The organism is Bradyrhizobium sp. CCBAU 11386 (assembly GCF_028128955.1).
Taxonomy (GTDB): domain Bacteria; phylum Pseudomonadota; class Alphaproteobacteria; order Rhizobiales; family Xanthobacteraceae; genus Bradyrhizobium.
This window is the reverse complement of sequence record NZ_LBKA01000259.1, coordinates 101,282-116,841: the sequence shown is the minus strand read 5'-3', so window position 1 is coordinate 116,841 and position 15,560 is coordinate 101,282. Positions and strand designations below refer to the sequence as shown.

Here is a 15,560-nt window from a genome sequence, read left to right as displayed (position 1 = left end):
CTTGCGAGGGTCCGTTTCCCCGTCGCGGAACACCCCGTCCGCCGGTCCAAAAATCGTCCGCGCTGGCAGGTCTCCCGGCTTGCGGAGCAGGGTTTTGCCCTTCGATCCCCGCCTTCCCGATCCCGTGAGGGGTCAGTGGCTTCGGGCATCTCTCCGGTCACGGTCGCGGGGGCGGCTGCATTTTGGACCCAAATCTTGCCGATTCGGACCCTATCGCATTCCCTCTTCGCCTGTCATAGGACAGGAACCAACGCCGGGCCACCATTTGCCCCCGGCCGCCTCTTGTCAAGCCGAAGGACCAGGTACGATGACGCCTGAACCGGATACCCAAACGGGCGAGGAAACCGACGCCCGCCACGCCGCGAAAATGGCGAAGAAGAAGGCCGCCCGCGACAAGATCATGGCGACCAAGAGCGGCGAAAAGGGCCTCATCATCGTCCATACCGGCGCCGGCAAGGGAAAGTCGTCCTCGGCCTTCGGCATGATCGTGCGCTGCGTCGCCCATGGCTTCCCCTGCGCCGTCGTGCAGTTCATCAAGGGCGCCTGGGACACCGGCGAGCGCCGCCTGCTCACCGGCCATTTCGGCGATCTCTGCCAGTTCCATGCGATGGGCGAAGGCTTCACCTGGGAGACGCAGGACCGCGCCCGCGACATCGCCGCCGCACGCACCGGCTGGGAGAAGGCGAAGGAGCTGATCCTCGATCCCAGCCTGCGCATGGTCGTGCTGGACGAGATCAACATCGCGTTGCGCTACGACTATCTCGATATTGCTGAGGTCGTCGAATTCCTGTCGACAAAAAAGCCTGAGATGACGCATGTCGTGCTCACCGGGCGCAATGCCAAGGACGAACTGATCGAGATCGCCGACCTCGTCACCGAGATGACGCTGGTGAAACATCCGTTCCGCTCCGGCATCAAGGCGCAGGCCGGCGTCGAGTTCTGAAGACACACGCGATGGCGCGCGCATTGATGATCCAGGGGGCCGGCTCGGACGTGGGCAAGTCGCTCATCGTCGCCGGTCTCGCGCGCGCCTTCACGCGGCGCGGCCTGCGCGTGCTTCCCTTCAAGCCGCAGAACATGTCGAACAATGCGGCCGTGACCGTCGATGGCGGCGAGATCGGCCGCGCACAAGCACTGCAAGCCCTCGCCGCCGGCGTCGAGCCACACACCGACATGAATCCGGTACTGCTGAAGCCGGAGACCGACGTCGGTGCGCAGGTGATCGTGCATGGCAAGCGCATCGCAACTGCGCGTGCGCGTGACTATGCGGCGATGAAGCCACAGCTGATGGGCTCCGTGCTGGAGAGCTTCGAGCGGCTGAAGGCGCGGGCCGATCTCGTGCTGGTCGAAGGCGCCGGCAGTCCCGCCGAGGTGAACCTGCGCAAGGCCGACATCGCCAATATGGGCTTTGCCCGAAAGGCTGATGTGCCGGTTGTGCTGGTCGGCGATATCGACCGCGGCGGCGTCATCGCGCAGCTCGTCGGCATCAAAACGGTGATCGCCCCTGACGATGCCGCGATGATCCAGGGTTTTGTCATCAACAAGTTCCGCGGCGATCCCACGCTGTTCGACGACGGCTACAAGCTGATCGAGCAGAAGACGTCCTGGCGCGGCTTTGGCGTGCTACCCTGGTTTGCGCGCGCCGGCGAGCTACCGGCCGAGGACGCGCTGGGCCTCAGCGACGCGCGAAAGCCGGGCCAATGCAAGATCGCCTGCCTCGCGCTGTCACGGATTGCCAATTTCGACGATCTCGATCCGCTCAAGCTCGAGGCGGGCGTCGATCTCGTGATGGTGCGTCCGGGTGAGGCGATCCCCGGCGATGTGCGTCTCGTCATCGTCCCCGGCTCCAAATCGACCCGCGGCGATCTCGCCTTCCTGCGGGCGCAGGGCTGGGACATTGATCTCCTGGCGCATTATCGCCGTGGCGGCCACATCCTCGGCCTCTGCGGCGGCTATCAGATGCTCGGACGCAGTGTCGCCGATCCTGATGGCATCGAAGGCCCTGCCGGCGACACGCCCGGCCTCGGACTCCTGGATGTCGAAACGGTAATGAGTCCGCAGAAGACGCTGACGCGTGTTGCGGCCGTGCACGCCGCCACGGACCAGCCGATCGAGGCCTACGAGATCCACATCGGCCGCACCGACGGGCCGGATCGCGCGCGGCCGTTTGCGACATTGAACGGCACGCCGGAAGGCGCGATCTCCAGCGATAGCCGTGTGCAGGGCAGCTACCTGCACGGCCTGTTCACGTCGGACGATTTCCGCAAGGCGTACTTGGCCAAGCTCGACATTCCCGCAGGCGACGAGCCTTATCATGCCAGGGTCGAGAGCGCGCTTGATGCGCTCGCCGACCACATCGAAAAGCATCTCGACGTCGAAGGCCTGCTTTCGCTAGCGCGCTAGGACCTCGGCAAGGCGCGTCCATTCGGCTTCGCTGCCGGGAAGTCCGAGCCGCAGCCATGTCGGTTTCTGCGCGAAGACGCGCGACCAGATCTGGCCACGCGCCAGCGTCTCCTGCGCGGCCAGCGCATCAGGCGTTTCGTAAAGACGAAACAGCGGCGTACCGCCGACGAGCGTCCAGCCTTTTGCTTGCGCCATGTCGTCGAGACGGGCACAGTCGCGCGCAAGCCGCGCTGAGGTGGCCTCCGCCCAGGCATCGTCGCGCAATGCGCGGCATCCGATCGCGATCGCCGCCCCCGAGACCGGCCATGGCCCCGACATCGCGGCGATCCCTGCGATGTCGGCCGCGCTACCGATCGCAAACCCGAGCCGCAGGCCGGCCAGACCATAAAACTTCCCGAAGGACCGCAGGATCAGCAGCCCCGGCCGATCCGCTTCCGGCGCGAGCGAGAGCTGCGGAACGGCATCGACAAAGCTCTCGTCGATGACGAGACGGCCGACGCGCGGCAGCAGTGCCAGCAAGTCCTTCGGCGTATGGCGCCGGCCATCGGGGTTGTTGGGATTGACGACGACGGCGAGGTCCGCGCCCGCCAGCGCGTCAAGATCCGCGACCTCCTGGACGCCCCAGCGCGCAGCCGACAGGACCCCGGAATATTCGTTGTAGGTCGGCGCAAGGATGCGGGCGCCGCCGCGCGGCCCAAATTGCGGCAGCAATTGAATAGCGGCTTGCGCGCCGCCCATCGCAACGAGCGCCGCGCTGGTGCGGTAGGCGTGCTGCGCCGCCTGATGCAAGGCGTCGATCTCGGCACGCGACGGCAGCGCGCTCCACGCGCGCATGCTCACCTCGCCCGCCGGATAAGCCAGCCGGTTGATCCCCGTCGACAGATCGATCCAGTCCTCGGCGCGCCCGCCAAAACGCTGCTGGGCCAGATCGAGATTTCCACCGTGCTCGCGCATGCCCTGTTCTTTCACGCGAAGCTGAGGATCGCAAGGAGGCCTGCGAGCAGCAGCATGGTGCGGCGGTAGACGGTCACCCCTTGCGTGATATCGGCGGCGAGCGGATCGCGCGCGCCTTCGTTGAGCCAGGGCTCGTTGGTGATGCTGCCGTGGTAGATCCGGGGACCGCTGAGCCGCACGCCGAGCGCGCCGGCCATCGCCGCTTCCGGCCAGCCGGCATTGGGCGAGCGATGCCGGCGCGCATCGCGCGTCATGCACGACAATGCCTCGGATCGCTTTGGTGCCAGCAGCACAAAGAGGAATCCGGTCAGGCGCGCCGGAATGAAGTTGGCGACATCGTCGATCCGCGCCGCCGCCCAGCCAAAGGCTTCGTGTCGCTCGCTGCGATGGCCGATCATGGAGTCCAGCGTATTGATGGCCTTGTAGGCGAAGATGCCGGGCAAACCGAACAGCGCGCCCCAGAACACGGGCGCCACGATGCCGTCGGAGGCATTTTCGGCGAGGCTCTCGATCGCCGCGCGCGCGATGCCGGCTTCATCGAGCGCCGCGGGATCGCGGCCGACGATGCGCGAGACTGCCTCGCGTGCGCCGGCGATGTCGCCGGCCAGCAAGGGGCTTGCGACGGCGGCCACATGATCATCGAGCGAGCGTAGCGCGACCAGCGGCCACGCCAGGATGCCCACCAGCACGAATTGGATCCAGCCCAGCGCGAGCACGGACTGAAGGACCCAGCCGAGAGCGGCAGAGACTGCAATCACCACGAGCGCGCCGGCAACGCCCGCGGCGCGGCGGAACGCCGGCGGATCTGACGGCCGATTCCAGGCGGTGTCGACCATCGTAATCAGCCGGCCGAGCCAGGTCACGGGATGGCCGATCCGCGCGAACAGCGGGGCCGGCCAGCCCAACAGGGCATCCACCGCCATCGCCACCGCCATCGCACCCGCAAAGCCCACACAAATCTCCCGTCTCGCTCCGCCCCTGTTGCGCAAAGCTCCGGCCGAGCGCAAGCCCCTGCCGCCTGATTTCGGCTTTGTCTTTGGCCCCGTTTGGTGATTAGTGCTGGCCGACAGGAGACTTTTATGGCCGTCATCTTGATCACGGGCGGAGCGCGATCGGGCAAGAGCCGGCGTGCGGAGACGCGCGCGCAGGCCTTTCCCGGGCGGCCCGTCTATATTGCCACGGCCGAGGCGCTCGACGCCGAAATGGAGGATCGCATCGCAAAGCATCGCGCGCGACGCGGAGCCGACTGGATCGAGCGCGAGGTGCCGCTCGACCTGGTGCAGGCCCTGGTCGAAACCGAGGGCGGCGGCGCGAGACTGGTCGACTGCCTGACGCTCTGGCTGTCCAACCTGCTGCATTCCGAGCGCGACTGGTCGCGCGAGGTGACGCACCTCGCCGACGTTCTCCCTCGCTTGCGGAGTCCGGTCATCATGGTCACCAATGAGGTTGGCCTCGGTATCGTGCCCGACAACGCGCTGGCGCGCGCCTATCGCGACGCTGCCGGAATCATGAACCAGACGTTCGCCGGCGTTGCCGACGAGGTCGAGTTCGTGGTCGCCGGGCTGCCGATGAAGCTGAAATGATGCCGGGCGCCGAGACGATCCGGGATGTCATCGCCGATCTCAGGATCGCGGCGTCGTTCGTCACGCTCCTGCCGGTCGGGTCGTCAAAGCCTGCGGCCGACGGCGCCATCGCGCGCGCGACCTGGGCGCTGCCGGTCGCCGGCCTGCTGGTCGGTCTTGCAGGCGCTTTGGTCTACAAGATCTCCAGCCGGCTCGGACTGACGCCGAACCTGGCCGCCCTGCTCGCACTGGCCACGACCGCCCTCATCACCGGCGCGCTGCACGAGGACGGCCTTGCCGATACTGCCGACGGGCTCGGCGGCGGCCGGACGCGCGAGCGCAAGCTGGAGATCATGCGCGACAGCCGGATCGGGACCTATGGCGTCTGCGCGCTGATCCTGTCGTTCGGCCTGCGCTGGAGCACGCTCGCTGCGATCGCCAATCCGTGGCTGGTGACGCTGGCGCTGTGCGCTGCGCATTGCGCTGCCCGCGCGGGCGTGCCGGCCTTCATGTCGCTGGTACCGCCGGCGCGGCCTGACGGTCTGTCGGCAAGCGCCGGAGCGCCGCCGGGCCGCAGCGTCGCCATCGCCTTTGCCGTTGGAACTCTCGCGCTCACCCTCGCACTTGGACCGGGCAAGGCCCTCGTCGGCCTGATCCTGCTGTCACTCGCCGGGCTGATCCTGGCACGGCTTGCCATCCGCCAGATCGGCGGGCAGACCGGCGACATCCTCGGCGCCTTCGAGCAGATCGGCGAGATCGTGATCCTGCTCGTTGCGGCGGCCTTCCAGATGGGACACTGACCCCATGGTCGAGTTCGACGACACCTTCCGCCAACATCTGCGCGAGCTGTTCGTGTGGCGCCGTGACGTGCGCCGCTTTCGCACCGATCCGCTGCCGGACGGCGCAGTGGAACGCCTGATCGAAACCGCCTGCCTCTCGCCCTCGGTCGGCCTCAGCCAACCCTGGCGCTTCGTCACCGTCGATGACGCCGCACGGCGCCGCGCCGTGATCGACGATTTCAGGACCTGCAACGGCGACGCGCTGAATGCGTATGCCGGTGAACGCGCCGCGCGCTATGCCACGCTAAAGCTGTCGGGCCTCGAACAGGCCCCCGGCCACCTGGCCGTGTTCGCGGACAAGGCCAGCGATATCGGGCACGGCCTCGGCCGCGCGACCATGCCGGAGACGACCGAGTATTCAGTCGTCGCGGCGATCACCGCGATGTGGCTCGCCGCGCGTGCGGAAGGCATTGGCCTCGGCTGGGTGTCGATCCTGCATCCCGATCGCATCCACACCATTCTCGACGTGCCTGATACCTGGAAATTCATCGCCTATCTCTGCATCGGCTATCCCGAGACCGAATGCGACCAACCCGAGCTGGAGCAGGCGAAGTGGGAGCATCGGCGCGGCGCGGACGCGTTCACGCTGCGGCGCTAAACACCTTCGAAACGGCGACTCCTCAGCGGCGTAGGAATACGGTATCGGGTTGCCAAACGCTGCGAATGAACATTCACAAGCGCATTTTTTCATCAATTGTGGATGCCCGCCGTTCGCGCTAAGCATCCGCCTTGGGGCAAGCATCATGCAAAGAATTTCATGACCGAACGGCCTTCCGCGTTCGCGGTCGATCGCCGCGGGTTCATTCGCCTTGCGAGCGCAACCGCTGCGGGATGGGTCGCGCTCGGCGCAACACCTGATCGCATGCGGATCGTCGCATCCCTGACGGGATTGCCGCTCGACGACGAACTGACCAGAAGGAGCATGATCGACAGCCCGACCTCGCGCCTGGGTGGTCTCATCGTCGGGCTCAGGCAGCGAGGCTGGGTCGAAGGCGTCAACTTCCGCCTCGAACTCCGTTCGAGCTTCGGCCCACCGGACAGACTGAAGACGGCGGTTCAGGAGCTGCTGGAGCTCAAGCCGGATGTGATCCTGACGGGGTCGACGATCGAAACCGCAGCGGTCCTTGCAGCCACCAAGACCATTCCGATCGTCTTCGCGACCGCCAACGATCCTGTTGGCAACGGCTTCGTCGAGAGCCTTGCGCACCCCGGCGGCAACGTCACCGGCTTCACCAGCAGCACCGCCGAGATGGGCGGCAAATGGCTTCAGCTCGTCCGGGAGGCCGTGCCGGATATTGCCCGCGTCGGTGTCCTGTTCAACCCGGCGACCGCGCCTCGTGCGGGGCGCTTCTTTCTCGATTCGATCGAGCAAGAAGCTGCGACATCCGGAGTGTCCGTTGCCCCTGCCCCCATCGGCGCGCCAACGGAGATCGACGAAGCCGTCAGGCGCTTCTCCGAACCGCCCAAGGCGGCGATGATCGCCCTCGTCGACAGCTTTCTGGTGGTCAACCGGCAGGCGATCGTCGCGGCAGCCGCCAAGTATCGCGTGCCGACGATCTATCCCTTCCACTATTTCATGGATGCAGGCGGGCTGATGAGCTACGGGCCGACGCTGGAGGTCCGTTCGGCCGACTATGTCGATCTCATCCTGCGCGGCACCAAGGCCGGCGATCTGCCGGTGCAATCGCCGCGGAAATACGAGTTGCTGATCAACCGCACGGTTGCCCGCACGCTCGGCTTGACCATACCATTCACGCTGCTCGCACGCGCCGACGAGATCCGCGAGTGAACGAGACGATCGACCAGGGACATTTGCGGACGCCTCCCGGCCGGCTGTTCCGCAAATATCTCTACTCGATCGTCGTCCTCGCCTTTGCCGCGCTCGCGATCAACACCGGCTTCGACGTCTGGTTCTCCTATCGCGAGCAGAAGCAGCTCCTCGCGGCAACCCAGCGCGAGCAGGCAGCGTCCGCGGCCATTCAGATCGGCCAGTTCATCAGCCAGATCGAAAACCAGATCAGATGGCTCTCCCGCCTGCCCCCGGAACTGTCGACGAACGAGGACGAGCGCCTGAACGCGATCCGCCTCCTGCGCCTCTCGCCCGCGATCGCGGAAATCGCTGAGCTCGACGCGCAAGGCCGCGAGCAGGTGCGCGTGTCGCGCCGCGTCGCGGACAGGATCGGCAGCAAGATCGACCTCTCCGCTTCGTCCGCCTTCCGCGGCGCCAACGAAAGCCGGACCTATTACGGGCCGGTGTACTTCTTCGGCGACACCGAGCCGTTCATGACGATCGCCGCGCGCGGCGCCGGCCGCGGTCCCAATGTGATCGTCGCCGAGGTCAATCTGCGCTTCATCTGGGACCTCGTCGCGGGGATCAGGGTCGGCAATACCGGCAAGGCCTATGTGGTCGACCGCATGGGCCTGTTGATCGCACATCCCGATCTGTGGCCGGCGCTACGCCGCAGCGATCTTTCGGGACATGCCGACGTTCGCGCCGCGCTCGATGGCGTCGGGCCACCGTCAGGCGGCCTGGTCAAGGAAGATCTGTCCGGTCAACGCGTGCTGTCGACCTATGCGACGGTGCCCTCGCTCGGCTGGGTGGTGTTCGTCGAGCTTCCGCTCACCGAAGCCTATGCGCCGATCTACGCGTCGATCGGCCGCTCGACGTTTCTCCTCGTCGTTCTGTTCGCCTGCGCGGTGCTGGTCTCGCTCTTTCTCAGCCGGCGCATGACCGTGCCGATCCAGATCCTGACGCAGGGCGCGCGCCGGATCGGCAGCGGCGATCTCGGCCTGCGGCTCGCGATCAAGACCGGCGACGAGCTGGAAGCGCTCGGCGACCAGTTCAACCGGATGGCCGCGCATTTGCGCGAATCCTACGCGACGCTCGAGCGCAAGGTCATCGAGCGAACCTCCGAGCTCGAGAAGGCGCGCGACCACGCCCTCGCCGAGCATGACGCGGCCGAGCGTGCGCGCAGCATTGCCGTCCAGGCCAACGAGACCAAGTCGCGCTTCCTCGCCGTCGTCAGCCACGAGCTGCGCACGCCGCTGAACGGCGTCATGGGCGTGCTGCAACTGCTGGACGACGGCAACCTCGACGAAGCGCAGCGCCGCCACCTCGCCACCGCCGCCGCATCGAGCGAAACGCTGATCGCGCTGGTCGATGCGATCCTGGAATATGCCCGCCTGGAAGCCAGCGCCGAAACGCTGGAGACACGCGACTTCCGTCTCGACCAGCTCGTCGAGGCCGCCGCTGATCTGATGCGCCCGCAGGCCTTCGGCAAGGGACTGACGTTCGATCTTGCCAGCGATGCGACGGTCAACACCTCCGTGCACGGCGATCCTGTCAGGCTCAATCGCATCCTGCTCAATTTGATCGGCAATGCCATCAAGTTCACCCCGCGCGGCGGGATCGGCCTGAAGGCGGTCGCCGAGCAGAACGGCGATCACGTCCTGCTGCGCATCACGATTCGCGATACCGGGATCGGCATCCCGCCCGACATGCATGAGCGGATCTTCGAGGACTTCGTCCAGGCGGACGACAGCATCGCGCGGCGGTTCGGCGGCACTGGCCTCGGCCTTGCGATCGCGCGGCGGCTGACGCGCCTGATGCGCGGCGAGCTGACGGTGGAGAGCACGCCGGGCGCGGGCAGCACGTTCACGCTACAGGTGCCGCTTGGCCGCGCCGCGAGCGGTATCGCACAAGGTACGGTCCTGCCGCCGTCGCGGCAGCTCAGCGTGCTGCTGGTCGACGACGACCCCGTCAATTGCGAGGTCGGCGAAGCGATCCTGAACCGGCTCGGGCATCGCCCCATGGTCGCCAGGAACGGCGCGTCCGCCATAGAGCTCGCCCGCGATCAGACCTTCGACGTCATCCTGATGGATCTGCACATGCCCGACATGGACGGCGTGGAGGCGGCGTCGCAGATCGGCAAGCTCGGTCTGCCGAGGATGCCGCGCATCATCGCCGTGACGGCCGACGTGTCGGGCAGCGCCCGCGAGCGGCTCGCCGGCGCAGGGATCGCCAAGGTCGTCAGCAAGCCGATCCTGATCAATGCGCTGCGCGAGGCGATCGAGGACGATCCGCAGGACGAGCCGGCAGCACCGCAACTTGCCGCGGGCGCGTTGATCGACCGACATTTTTTCGACGACCAGCGGGAGCTGCTCGGCGCCACGCAAATCGCGAAACTTCACGAGCTTCTGCAGCAAACGAGCGAACAACTGATCGAGGACATCGCCAAGGCTGCGGCGATCGGCGATCATGTGCAGCTTGCGCGATCCGCACATCAACTCGGCAGCGCGGCGAGCGCGCTCGGCCTGGTCCGCCTGTTCGAACGCTGCCGCGAGGTCGAGCTGGCGGTAACCACGATGTCCCCACCCGAGTGCCACAGTGCCGCCCGCGAGCTCGCGGCCCTTCAGCAGGCCTCGATGAGCGCGCTGGACGATCTGCTTCAGCCCGTCGAACAGCGTTCGGTCAGCTAGCCGCGGCGCGGCTGCGTACGCCCGCCTCGTCCTCGCGGCCAAAACGCTCGACCAGGAAGTCGATGAACAGCCGCACCTTCACCGACAGATGCCGCGTCGGCGGATAGACCGCATAGAGCGCGAGCGGCGGCGCCGAATAGTCGTCCAGCACCGTTCGCAGCTCGCCCTTCCGCAAGGCATCTGCGGCGATGAACTCGGGCAGCAGCGCCAGCCCCCTGCCCTTGATCGCAACATCGCGCAGAACTTCGGCGTTATTGACGCAGAGCGACCAGGCCGGCTGGATCCAGTGATCGCCGTCCGCGCCGGTGAGCTTCCACTGATTGCCGGTGAGCAGAAAGCCGTAGGTCAGCGATGCATGCTCGCGCAGGTCCTGCGGATGCTTCGGTGTGCCATGACGCGCCAGATAGTCAGGCGAAGCGCAGATCATGCGCGCCACCGGCATGATCTTGCGCGCGATCAGGCTGGAGGATTCCAGCTCCGCAATCCGCAGCGTCACGTCAAAACCGTCCTGCACGGGATCGAGCAGATCGTCGCTGAGCACGATCTGGAGCTGAAGCTCCGGATATCGCGCCATGAAATCGGCCAGCACCGGCCCGAGCCGCATGGTGCCGAACGACATCGGTGCGTTGACGCGCAACAGTCCCCGCGGTGCCGACTGGAGCTGCGCCACCGCCTGGTCCGCAGCCTCGATCTCCGAGAGAATGACGACCGCGCGTTCGAAATAGCGCTGGCCATTCTCGGTCGGGCTGGCGTGCCTCGTGGTCCGGTTCAGAAGCTGGACGCCAAGGCTCTCCTCGAGATCGGCGATGTATTTGCTGATCGCCGAGCGCGACAGCCGCAGCTGGCGGCCCGCCTCGGCAAAACTGCCGCTCTCGACCACCTTCACGAAGGCCCGGAGGCTGGCGACCTTATCCAAGCACCCGCTCCAGCGATTGTTTCCAAATCGTAGACATAGACGTCATATTTGCATGGATTGTCTCCAATCCAAAGCGGAACGATATTTCCGTCCAGAGCAAGACCGCTCCCCGAATTTGGAGGACGACAATGTCTGGACTGCACCACGTCACCGCGATCGCCGGCGATCCCATCAGGAATTTCGGCTTTTACACCCGGGATCTCGGCCTGCGCTTCGTCAAAAAGACGGTCAATTTCGACGATCCCGGCACGTATCACTTCTATTATGGCGACGAGACCGGTCGCCCCGGCACCATCCTGACCTTCTTCCCCTGGGCCGGCGTGCCGGCCGGGCGCCGCGGCGTCGGCGAGACCCATCAGACCGCCTTCCGCGTGCCGCAGCGCTCGCTCGGCTACTGGACGCAGCGCTTCACCGAGAAGGGCATCGCCTATGAGGCGCTGGAGAAGCGCTTCGGCGAGTCCGTGTTGCCGTTCACCGATCCTGATGGCATGGCGCTCGCGCTCGTCGGCATTCCCGGTGCCGAGAACGAGCCGGGCTGGAGCAATGGCGACGTGCCGGCCGAGCATGCGATCCGCGGCTTCCACGGCGTGACGTTGCTGCTCGACAGTGCGGCGAAGACGGCGGCCATCCTCACCGACGTGTTCGGCTTCAAGGAGACGGGACGCGAGGGCTCGGTGATCCGCTTCAAGGCGCCGGGCGATGCCGAGGGCAGCGTCGTCGACATCTATGAGGCCAAGGGCTTTCTGCGCGGACATCAGGGCGGCGGCTCGGTGCACCACATCGCCTTCCGCGCGGCTGACGATGCCGAACAGGGCAAGATGGCGCAGCAGCTCGTGAGCAATCACAGCCTGCACCCGACCGAGCAGAGGGACCGCAACTACTTCCGCTCGATCTACTTCCGCGAGCCCGGCGGCGTGCTGTTCGAGATCGCGACCGACATCCCCGGCTTCGCCGTCGACGAACCCGTGGCGACGCTGGGGCGCGACCTGAAGCTGCCCGGCTTCCTCGAAGCGCACCGCAAGCAGATCGAGGGCGTGCTGCCGAGCCTCGAAGAGAGCGTGTCATGACCGAGAGTGCATTCATCCATCGCTTCGAGCCCGCGACCAGCGCGGGCTCGGCCCCGCTCCTGCTGCTGCACGGCACCGGCGGCGACGAGAACGACCTGCTCGGGCTCGGCAAGATGATCTCGCCCGGCTCGGCCCTGCTCTCGCCGCGCGGCCGCGTGCTCGAGCACGGCATGCCGCGCTTCTTCCGTCGCCTCGCCGAGGGCGTGTTCGACGAGGACGACGTGCGCCGGCGTGCGCGCGAGCTCGGCGACTTCGTCAGCGAGGCGCGGCAGCGCTACGGCATCGCCGCGCCGGTTGCTGTCGGCTTCTCCAACGGCGCCAACATCGCAGCCGCGCTGTTGCTGCTGCAGCCGGACGTGCTCGCAGGCGCGATCCTGCTGCGCGCCATGGTGCCGCTGTCGGATCCGCCCCAGGCTGAGCTCGGCGGCAAGCCGGTCCTGCTCCTGTCCGGGCAGGCCGATCCGATCGTGCCCGCCAGCAACTCGGCCCGGCTCGCTGCGCTGCTGTCGCAGGCAGGTGCCGGCGTGACTCACAAGGTCCTGCCGGCGGGCCATCAATTGTCGCAGGCCGATGTCACGCTCGCCCGCGACTGGATCGGCAACGTCGCCGCGGAAGCGGCCTGATCCCAAAGCGGCGCACCGCCCATCCGCGGTGCGCCGTTTCGAAACGGCGAGCGACCTTCCGCCGCATCTGCGCAATCGGGCACCAATCTGCCGGAAATTTCCGCTTGCCCGTTTCCGCGTCAGGCTTAGAATTTGGGACAAGGTTCCGGAATTTGGAACTGCCTTGGACCGACCTTCATGAGCGCCCTCACCAACGCAATCGAGATCCTGCGCTGCTTTTCCAGCGCACGGCCGGATCTGTCGTTCGCGGACGTGATGGCGCTGACGGGCAAGCCGAAGAGCTCGACCTCGCGGCTGCTGCGCTCGTTGCGCGACTGCGGCCTGCTCGAGCAGGACCCGCACACCCGCCGCTACCGGCCGGGTCTCCTCACTTTCGAACTGGGCCGGCTGCACCGCGCCCATGACGATCTCATCAGCATGGCCGAGCGCGAGCTGCGCGAGGTCTGCGCCCGCACCGGCCACACCGGCTACATCGCCGTGCTCGACGGCTACGAGCAGGTCGTGCTCAGGATCGTGCCGGGCTCGAATCCCCTGCGTGTCGTCAATCCGCCCGGCCAGCGCACGCCGGCGCTCGCCACCTCCAACGGCCGCGCCATGCTCGCCCGCCTCACCGACGAGGACATTCGCGCGCGCGTGCCCGCGACCTATCCAAAGCTGCCGCGCAACTCGCCGCAGAACTTCAAGCAATTGATGGCGCGCATGGACGAGATCCGCCGCACCGGCGTGTCCGAGGCAGCCGATGAATCGATCGAAGGCGTGGGCTCGCAAGGCTTTGCGCTGAAGAGCGGCGAGACCGGCGAGATGATCGGAATCGCGGTGTCCTATTCGGTGCAGGCGACCACCGCCGCCGAGCGCGCCAATGTCCGCCGCGAGCTCGCGGCGATGGCCGCAAAGCTCAGGCGCATGACCGGCGATCCGCTCGATCAGGATACAGCGCGCCTTCAGACGGGGACGCGATGAGCAGCGCCACGCCCCAGCGTCCTAACGGCCTTGCGCTCTTCATTCTGCCGAGCGCGCTGCTGTTTGCCCTCTTCTTCTTCCTGCCGATCGGGCTGATGGCGCTGATGAGCGTGCTCACCGGAAATCCGGTGGTGGCGCCGAAGGTCGCCTTCACCACGCGCCACTACGCCCGCATGATCGACGATCCCTTTTATCTCGAGGTGATCTGGACCACGATCCGGATCGGGCTCGTGACCACGCTGGTCGCGCTCGCGATCGGCTATCCGCTGGCGCACTGGATGGCGCGCATCAAGAGCCGCACCGGGCACGCGCTGCTGCTGATGGCGGTGCTGGCGCCGATGCTGACTGGCATCGTGGTGCGCACCTTCGCCTGGATGACGCTGCTGTCCGACAAGGGCGTGGTCAATCAGACCTTGATGTCGCTCGGCGTCGTCAGCCAGCCGCTCAAGCTGATGTACACCGAGACCGGCATCGTGGTCGGTCTCGTCCACATCTACGTGCCCTTCATGGTGCTGACGCTGACCGGCGTGATCGGCCGCATCGACGAGCGGCTGGAGCAGGCCGCGGAAAATCTCGGCGCAAGCCCCTTGCGCGCCTTCCTCGAGGTGACGCTGCCCTTGAGCCTGCCCGGCATCCTCGCCGGCTCGCTGCTGGTGTTTGCGCTGGCGATCAGCGCCTATGTCACGCCGATCCTGCTCGGCGGCTTCCAGATCATGACGCTGCCGATCCTGATCTACCAGCAGATCTCGGCGAACTTCAACGTCGGCTTCGCCGCCGCGCTCGGCATCGTCCTGCTGATGATCTCGCTCGGGCTCGTCGTCGCCTACAACCGCGCGCTCGGCCTCGTCTCCGGCCAGCGCGAATTGCAGTGAGGCCGACGATGCAAACCACCGCCTCGCACAGCCCATCGCTCGCGGCGCCCCGGCAGGCGGCTCCCGCGCGGACGGCGGGAAGCGTCAGGCATTACGGCCGCTATCTCTATCTCGCCGTCAACATCGCCATCCTGATCTTCCTGCTGGCACCGATCGCGATCGTCGTCGTGTTCGCCCTGAACCCGACGCCCTTCATCCAGTTTCCCCCGGTCGGCGTGTCCTTGCGCTGGTTCGAGAAGTTCTTCGCCTCCCGCGATTTCATGCATGCGCTCGGCTTCAGCCTCGAAGTCGCGGTCCTCACCACCATATCGGCAACGATCCTCGGCGCCTCCGCGGCGCTTGCGCTCGCGCGCGGCAATCTGCCGGGCACGCGGCTGATCGTGGCGACGATGCTCTCGCCCCTGATGCTGCCGGCGATCCTGACGGGTCTCGCGCTGTTCCAGACCTATGTGCTGCTCGACGTGGGACGTCCGACCTGGGGCCTCGTTGCCGGCCACACGCTGGTGACGCTGCCTTACGTCGTGCGCACCACGCTCGCCGTGCTGCATAATTTCGACACGCGCCTGGAGGAAGCGGCACAAAATCTCGGCGCAAGTCCTCTGCGGACCTTCTTCGAGGTGACGCTGCCGCTGATCAAGCCGGGCGTGCTGGCGGGCGCGATCTTCGCCTTCATCGTCTCCTTCGACCAGTTTCCGGTGTCGCTGTTCCTGGTCAGCCCGGGCAACGAGACGCTGCCGGTCACGCTGTTCAACTATCTCAAGTTCGATCTGGACGGCACGATTGGAGCTGCCTCCGTGGTCTCGATCGTCCTCGCCTTTGTCGTCGTCATCGGGCTCGACCGCACCGTCGGCCTGCGCTCCTACGTCAAATTGTAACCGCTCATTA

At 66.5% G+C, this 15,560-nt stretch carries 15 protein-coding genes and 1 riboswitch; of the genes, 12 read left to right on the top strand and 3 right to left on the bottom strand.

Features of this window, described 5'->3' with window-relative positions:
* Positions 1-47: 47 nt before the first annotated feature.
* A riboswitch (cobalamin riboswitch) is annotated at positions 48-267 on the bottom strand.
* A gap of 40 nt (positions 268-307) precedes the next feature.
* Both cobO and XI09_RS41100 read left to right on the top strand, forming a co-directional pair.
* Positions 308-943 carry a cob(I)yrinic acid a,c-diamide adenosyltransferase gene (gene cobO, locus XI09_RS41105; RefSeq protein ID WP_271572012.1) on the top strand — a complete coding sequence of 212 codons (636 nt, stop codon included), beginning with the start codon at positions 308-310 and terminating at the stop codon, positions 941-943.
* A gap of 11 nt (positions 944-954) precedes the next feature.
* On the top strand, positions 955-2,403 hold the full coding sequence (locus XI09_RS41100; protein ID WP_271572011.1) for a cobyric acid synthase: 1,449 nt from the start codon (positions 955-957) through the stop codon (positions 2,401-2,403).
* Here XI09_RS41100 and cobD read toward each other — a convergent pair.
* Positions 2,392-3,357 carry a threonine-phosphate decarboxylase CobD gene (gene cobD, locus XI09_RS41095; RefSeq protein WP_271572010.1) on the bottom strand — a complete coding sequence of 322 codons (966 nt, stop codon included), beginning with the start codon at positions 3,355-3,357 and terminating at the stop codon, positions 2,392-2,394. The genes XI09_RS41100 and cobD overlap by 12 nt on opposite strands.
* Before the next feature lie 11 nt (positions 3,358-3,368).
* The gene (gene cbiB, locus XI09_RS41090; RefSeq protein ID WP_271572009.1) at positions 3,369-4,310 is read right to left on the bottom strand and encodes an adenosylcobinamide-phosphate synthase CbiB; all 942 of its coding nucleotides are present in this window, start codon (positions 4,308-4,310) and stop codon (positions 3,369-3,371) included.
* A 126-nt stretch (positions 4,311-4,436) separates the two neighbouring features.
* Between cbiB and cobU the strand changes: the two genes are divergently transcribed.
* The 5 genes from cobU (at position 4,437) to XI09_RS41065 (ending at position 10,237) form a co-directional block, all read left to right on the top strand.
* Entirely contained in the window at positions 4,437-4,940 is a 504-nt protein-coding gene (cobU, locus tag XI09_RS41085) for a bifunctional adenosylcobinamide kinase/adenosylcobinamide-phosphate guanylyltransferase (RefSeq protein ID WP_271572008.1), read from the top strand.
* Positions 4,937-5,719, top strand: a complete 783-nt coding sequence (cobS, locus tag XI09_RS41080; RefSeq protein WP_271572007.1) for an adenosylcobinamide-GDP ribazoletransferase — start codon at positions 4,937-4,939, stop codon at positions 5,717-5,719. Before cobU ends, cobS begins: the two co-directional genes overlap by 4 nt.
* 4 nt (positions 5,720-5,723) lie before the next feature.
* Positions 5,724-6,356, top strand: coding sequence for a 5,6-dimethylbenzimidazole synthase (gene bluB / locus XI09_RS41075; protein ID WP_271572006.1), 633 nt, complete (start codon positions 5,724-5,726; stop codon positions 6,354-6,356).
* Positions 6,357-6,515: 159 nt separating this feature from the next.
* Entirely contained in the window at positions 6,516-7,547 is a 1,032-nt protein-coding gene (locus XI09_RS41070; protein ID WP_271572005.1) for an ABC transporter substrate-binding protein, read from the top strand.
* Positions 7,544-10,237 (top strand): hybrid sensor histidine kinase/response regulator, encoded by a 2,694-nt coding sequence (locus XI09_RS41065; RefSeq protein ID WP_271572004.1) that lies wholly within the window; start codon positions 7,544-7,546, stop codon positions 10,235-10,237. Before XI09_RS41070 ends, XI09_RS41065 begins: the two co-directional genes overlap by 4 nt.
* Here XI09_RS41065 and XI09_RS41060 read toward each other — a convergent pair.
* Positions 10,230-11,153 carry a LysR family transcriptional regulator gene (locus XI09_RS41060; RefSeq protein ID WP_271572003.1) on the bottom strand — a complete coding sequence of 308 codons (924 nt, stop codon included), beginning with the start codon at positions 11,151-11,153 and terminating at the stop codon, positions 10,230-10,232. The two genes, XI09_RS41065 and XI09_RS41060, sit on opposite strands and share 8 nt — an antisense overlap.
* A 128-nt stretch (positions 11,154-11,281) precedes the next feature.
* Between XI09_RS41060 and XI09_RS41055 the strand changes: the two genes are divergently transcribed.
* The 5 genes from XI09_RS41055 to XI09_RS41035 all read left to right on the top strand — a co-directional run bounded on the left by XI09_RS41055 (position 11,282) and on the right by XI09_RS41035 (position 15,550).
* The gene (locus XI09_RS41055; protein WP_271572002.1) at positions 11,282-12,220 is read left to right on the top strand and encodes a ring-cleaving dioxygenase; all 939 of its coding nucleotides are present in this window, start codon (positions 11,282-11,284) and stop codon (positions 12,218-12,220) included.
* Positions 12,217-12,843 (top strand): alpha/beta hydrolase, encoded by a 627-nt coding sequence (locus tag XI09_RS41050; protein WP_271572001.1) that lies wholly within the window; start codon positions 12,217-12,219, stop codon positions 12,841-12,843. The genes XI09_RS41055 and XI09_RS41050 overlap by 4 nt, the downstream gene beginning before the upstream one ends.
* A gap of 177 nt (positions 12,844-13,020) precedes the next feature.
* Entirely contained in the window at positions 13,021-13,803 is a 783-nt protein-coding gene (locus tag XI09_RS41045; protein ID WP_271572000.1) for an IclR family transcriptional regulator, read from the top strand.
* A complete protein-coding gene (locus XI09_RS41040; RefSeq protein ID WP_271571999.1) occupies positions 13,800-14,675 on the top strand; it encodes an ABC transporter permease in 876 nt (291 codons plus the stop codon). The genes XI09_RS41045 and XI09_RS41040 overlap by 4 nt, the downstream gene beginning before the upstream one ends.
* Before the next feature lie 8 nt (positions 14,676-14,683).
* Positions 14,684-15,550, top strand: coding sequence for an ABC transporter permease (locus tag XI09_RS41035; RefSeq protein WP_271571998.1), 867 nt, complete (start codon positions 14,684-14,686; stop codon positions 15,548-15,550).
* The last annotated feature ends 10 nt before the right edge of the window (positions 15,551-15,560 follow it).

Excerpts from the sequence above, each read along its gene's own strand:
- XI09_RS41050 (WP_271572001.1), top strand. The coding sequence starts at position 12,217 with ATGACCGAGAGTGCATTCATCCATCGCTTCGAGCCCGCGACCAGCGCG.
- bluB (WP_271572006.1), top strand. The coding sequence starts at position 5,724 with ATGGTCGAGTTCGACGACACCTTCCGCCAACATCTGCGCGAGCTGTTC.
- cobD (WP_271572010.1), bottom strand. The coding sequence starts at position 3,357 with ATGCGCGAGCACGGTGGAAATCTCGATCTGGCCCAGCAGCGTTTTGGC.
- XI09_RS41070 (WP_271572005.1), top strand. The coding sequence starts at position 6,516 with ATGACCGAACGGCCTTCCGCGTTCGCGGTCGATCGCCGCGGGTTCATT.
- cobU (WP_271572008.1), top strand. The coding sequence starts at position 4,437 with ATGGCCGTCATCTTGATCACGGGCGGAGCGCGATCGGGCAAGAGCCGG.
- XI09_RS41040 (WP_271571999.1), top strand. The coding sequence starts at position 13,800 with ATGAGCAGCGCCACGCCCCAGCGTCCTAACGGCCTTGCGCTCTTCATT.
- XI09_RS41055 (WP_271572002.1), top strand. The coding sequence starts at position 11,282 with ATGTCTGGACTGCACCACGTCACCGCGATCGCCGGCGATCCCATCAGG.
- XI09_RS41035 (WP_271571998.1), top strand. The coding sequence starts at position 14,684 with ATGCAAACCACCGCCTCGCACAGCCCATCGCTCGCGGCGCCCCGGCAG.
- XI09_RS41045 (WP_271572000.1), top strand. The coding sequence starts at position 13,021 with ATGAGCGCCCTCACCAACGCAATCGAGATCCTGCGCTGCTTTTCCAGC.
- XI09_RS41100 (WP_271572011.1), top strand. The coding sequence starts at position 955 with ATGGCGCGCGCATTGATGATCCAGGGGGCCGGCTCGGACGTGGGCAAG.
- cobO (WP_271572012.1), top strand. The coding sequence starts at position 308 with ATGACGCCTGAACCGGATACCCAAACGGGCGAGGAAACCGACGCCCGC.
- cobS (WP_271572007.1), top strand. The coding sequence starts at position 4,937 with ATGATGCCGGGCGCCGAGACGATCCGGGATGTCATCGCCGATCTCAGG.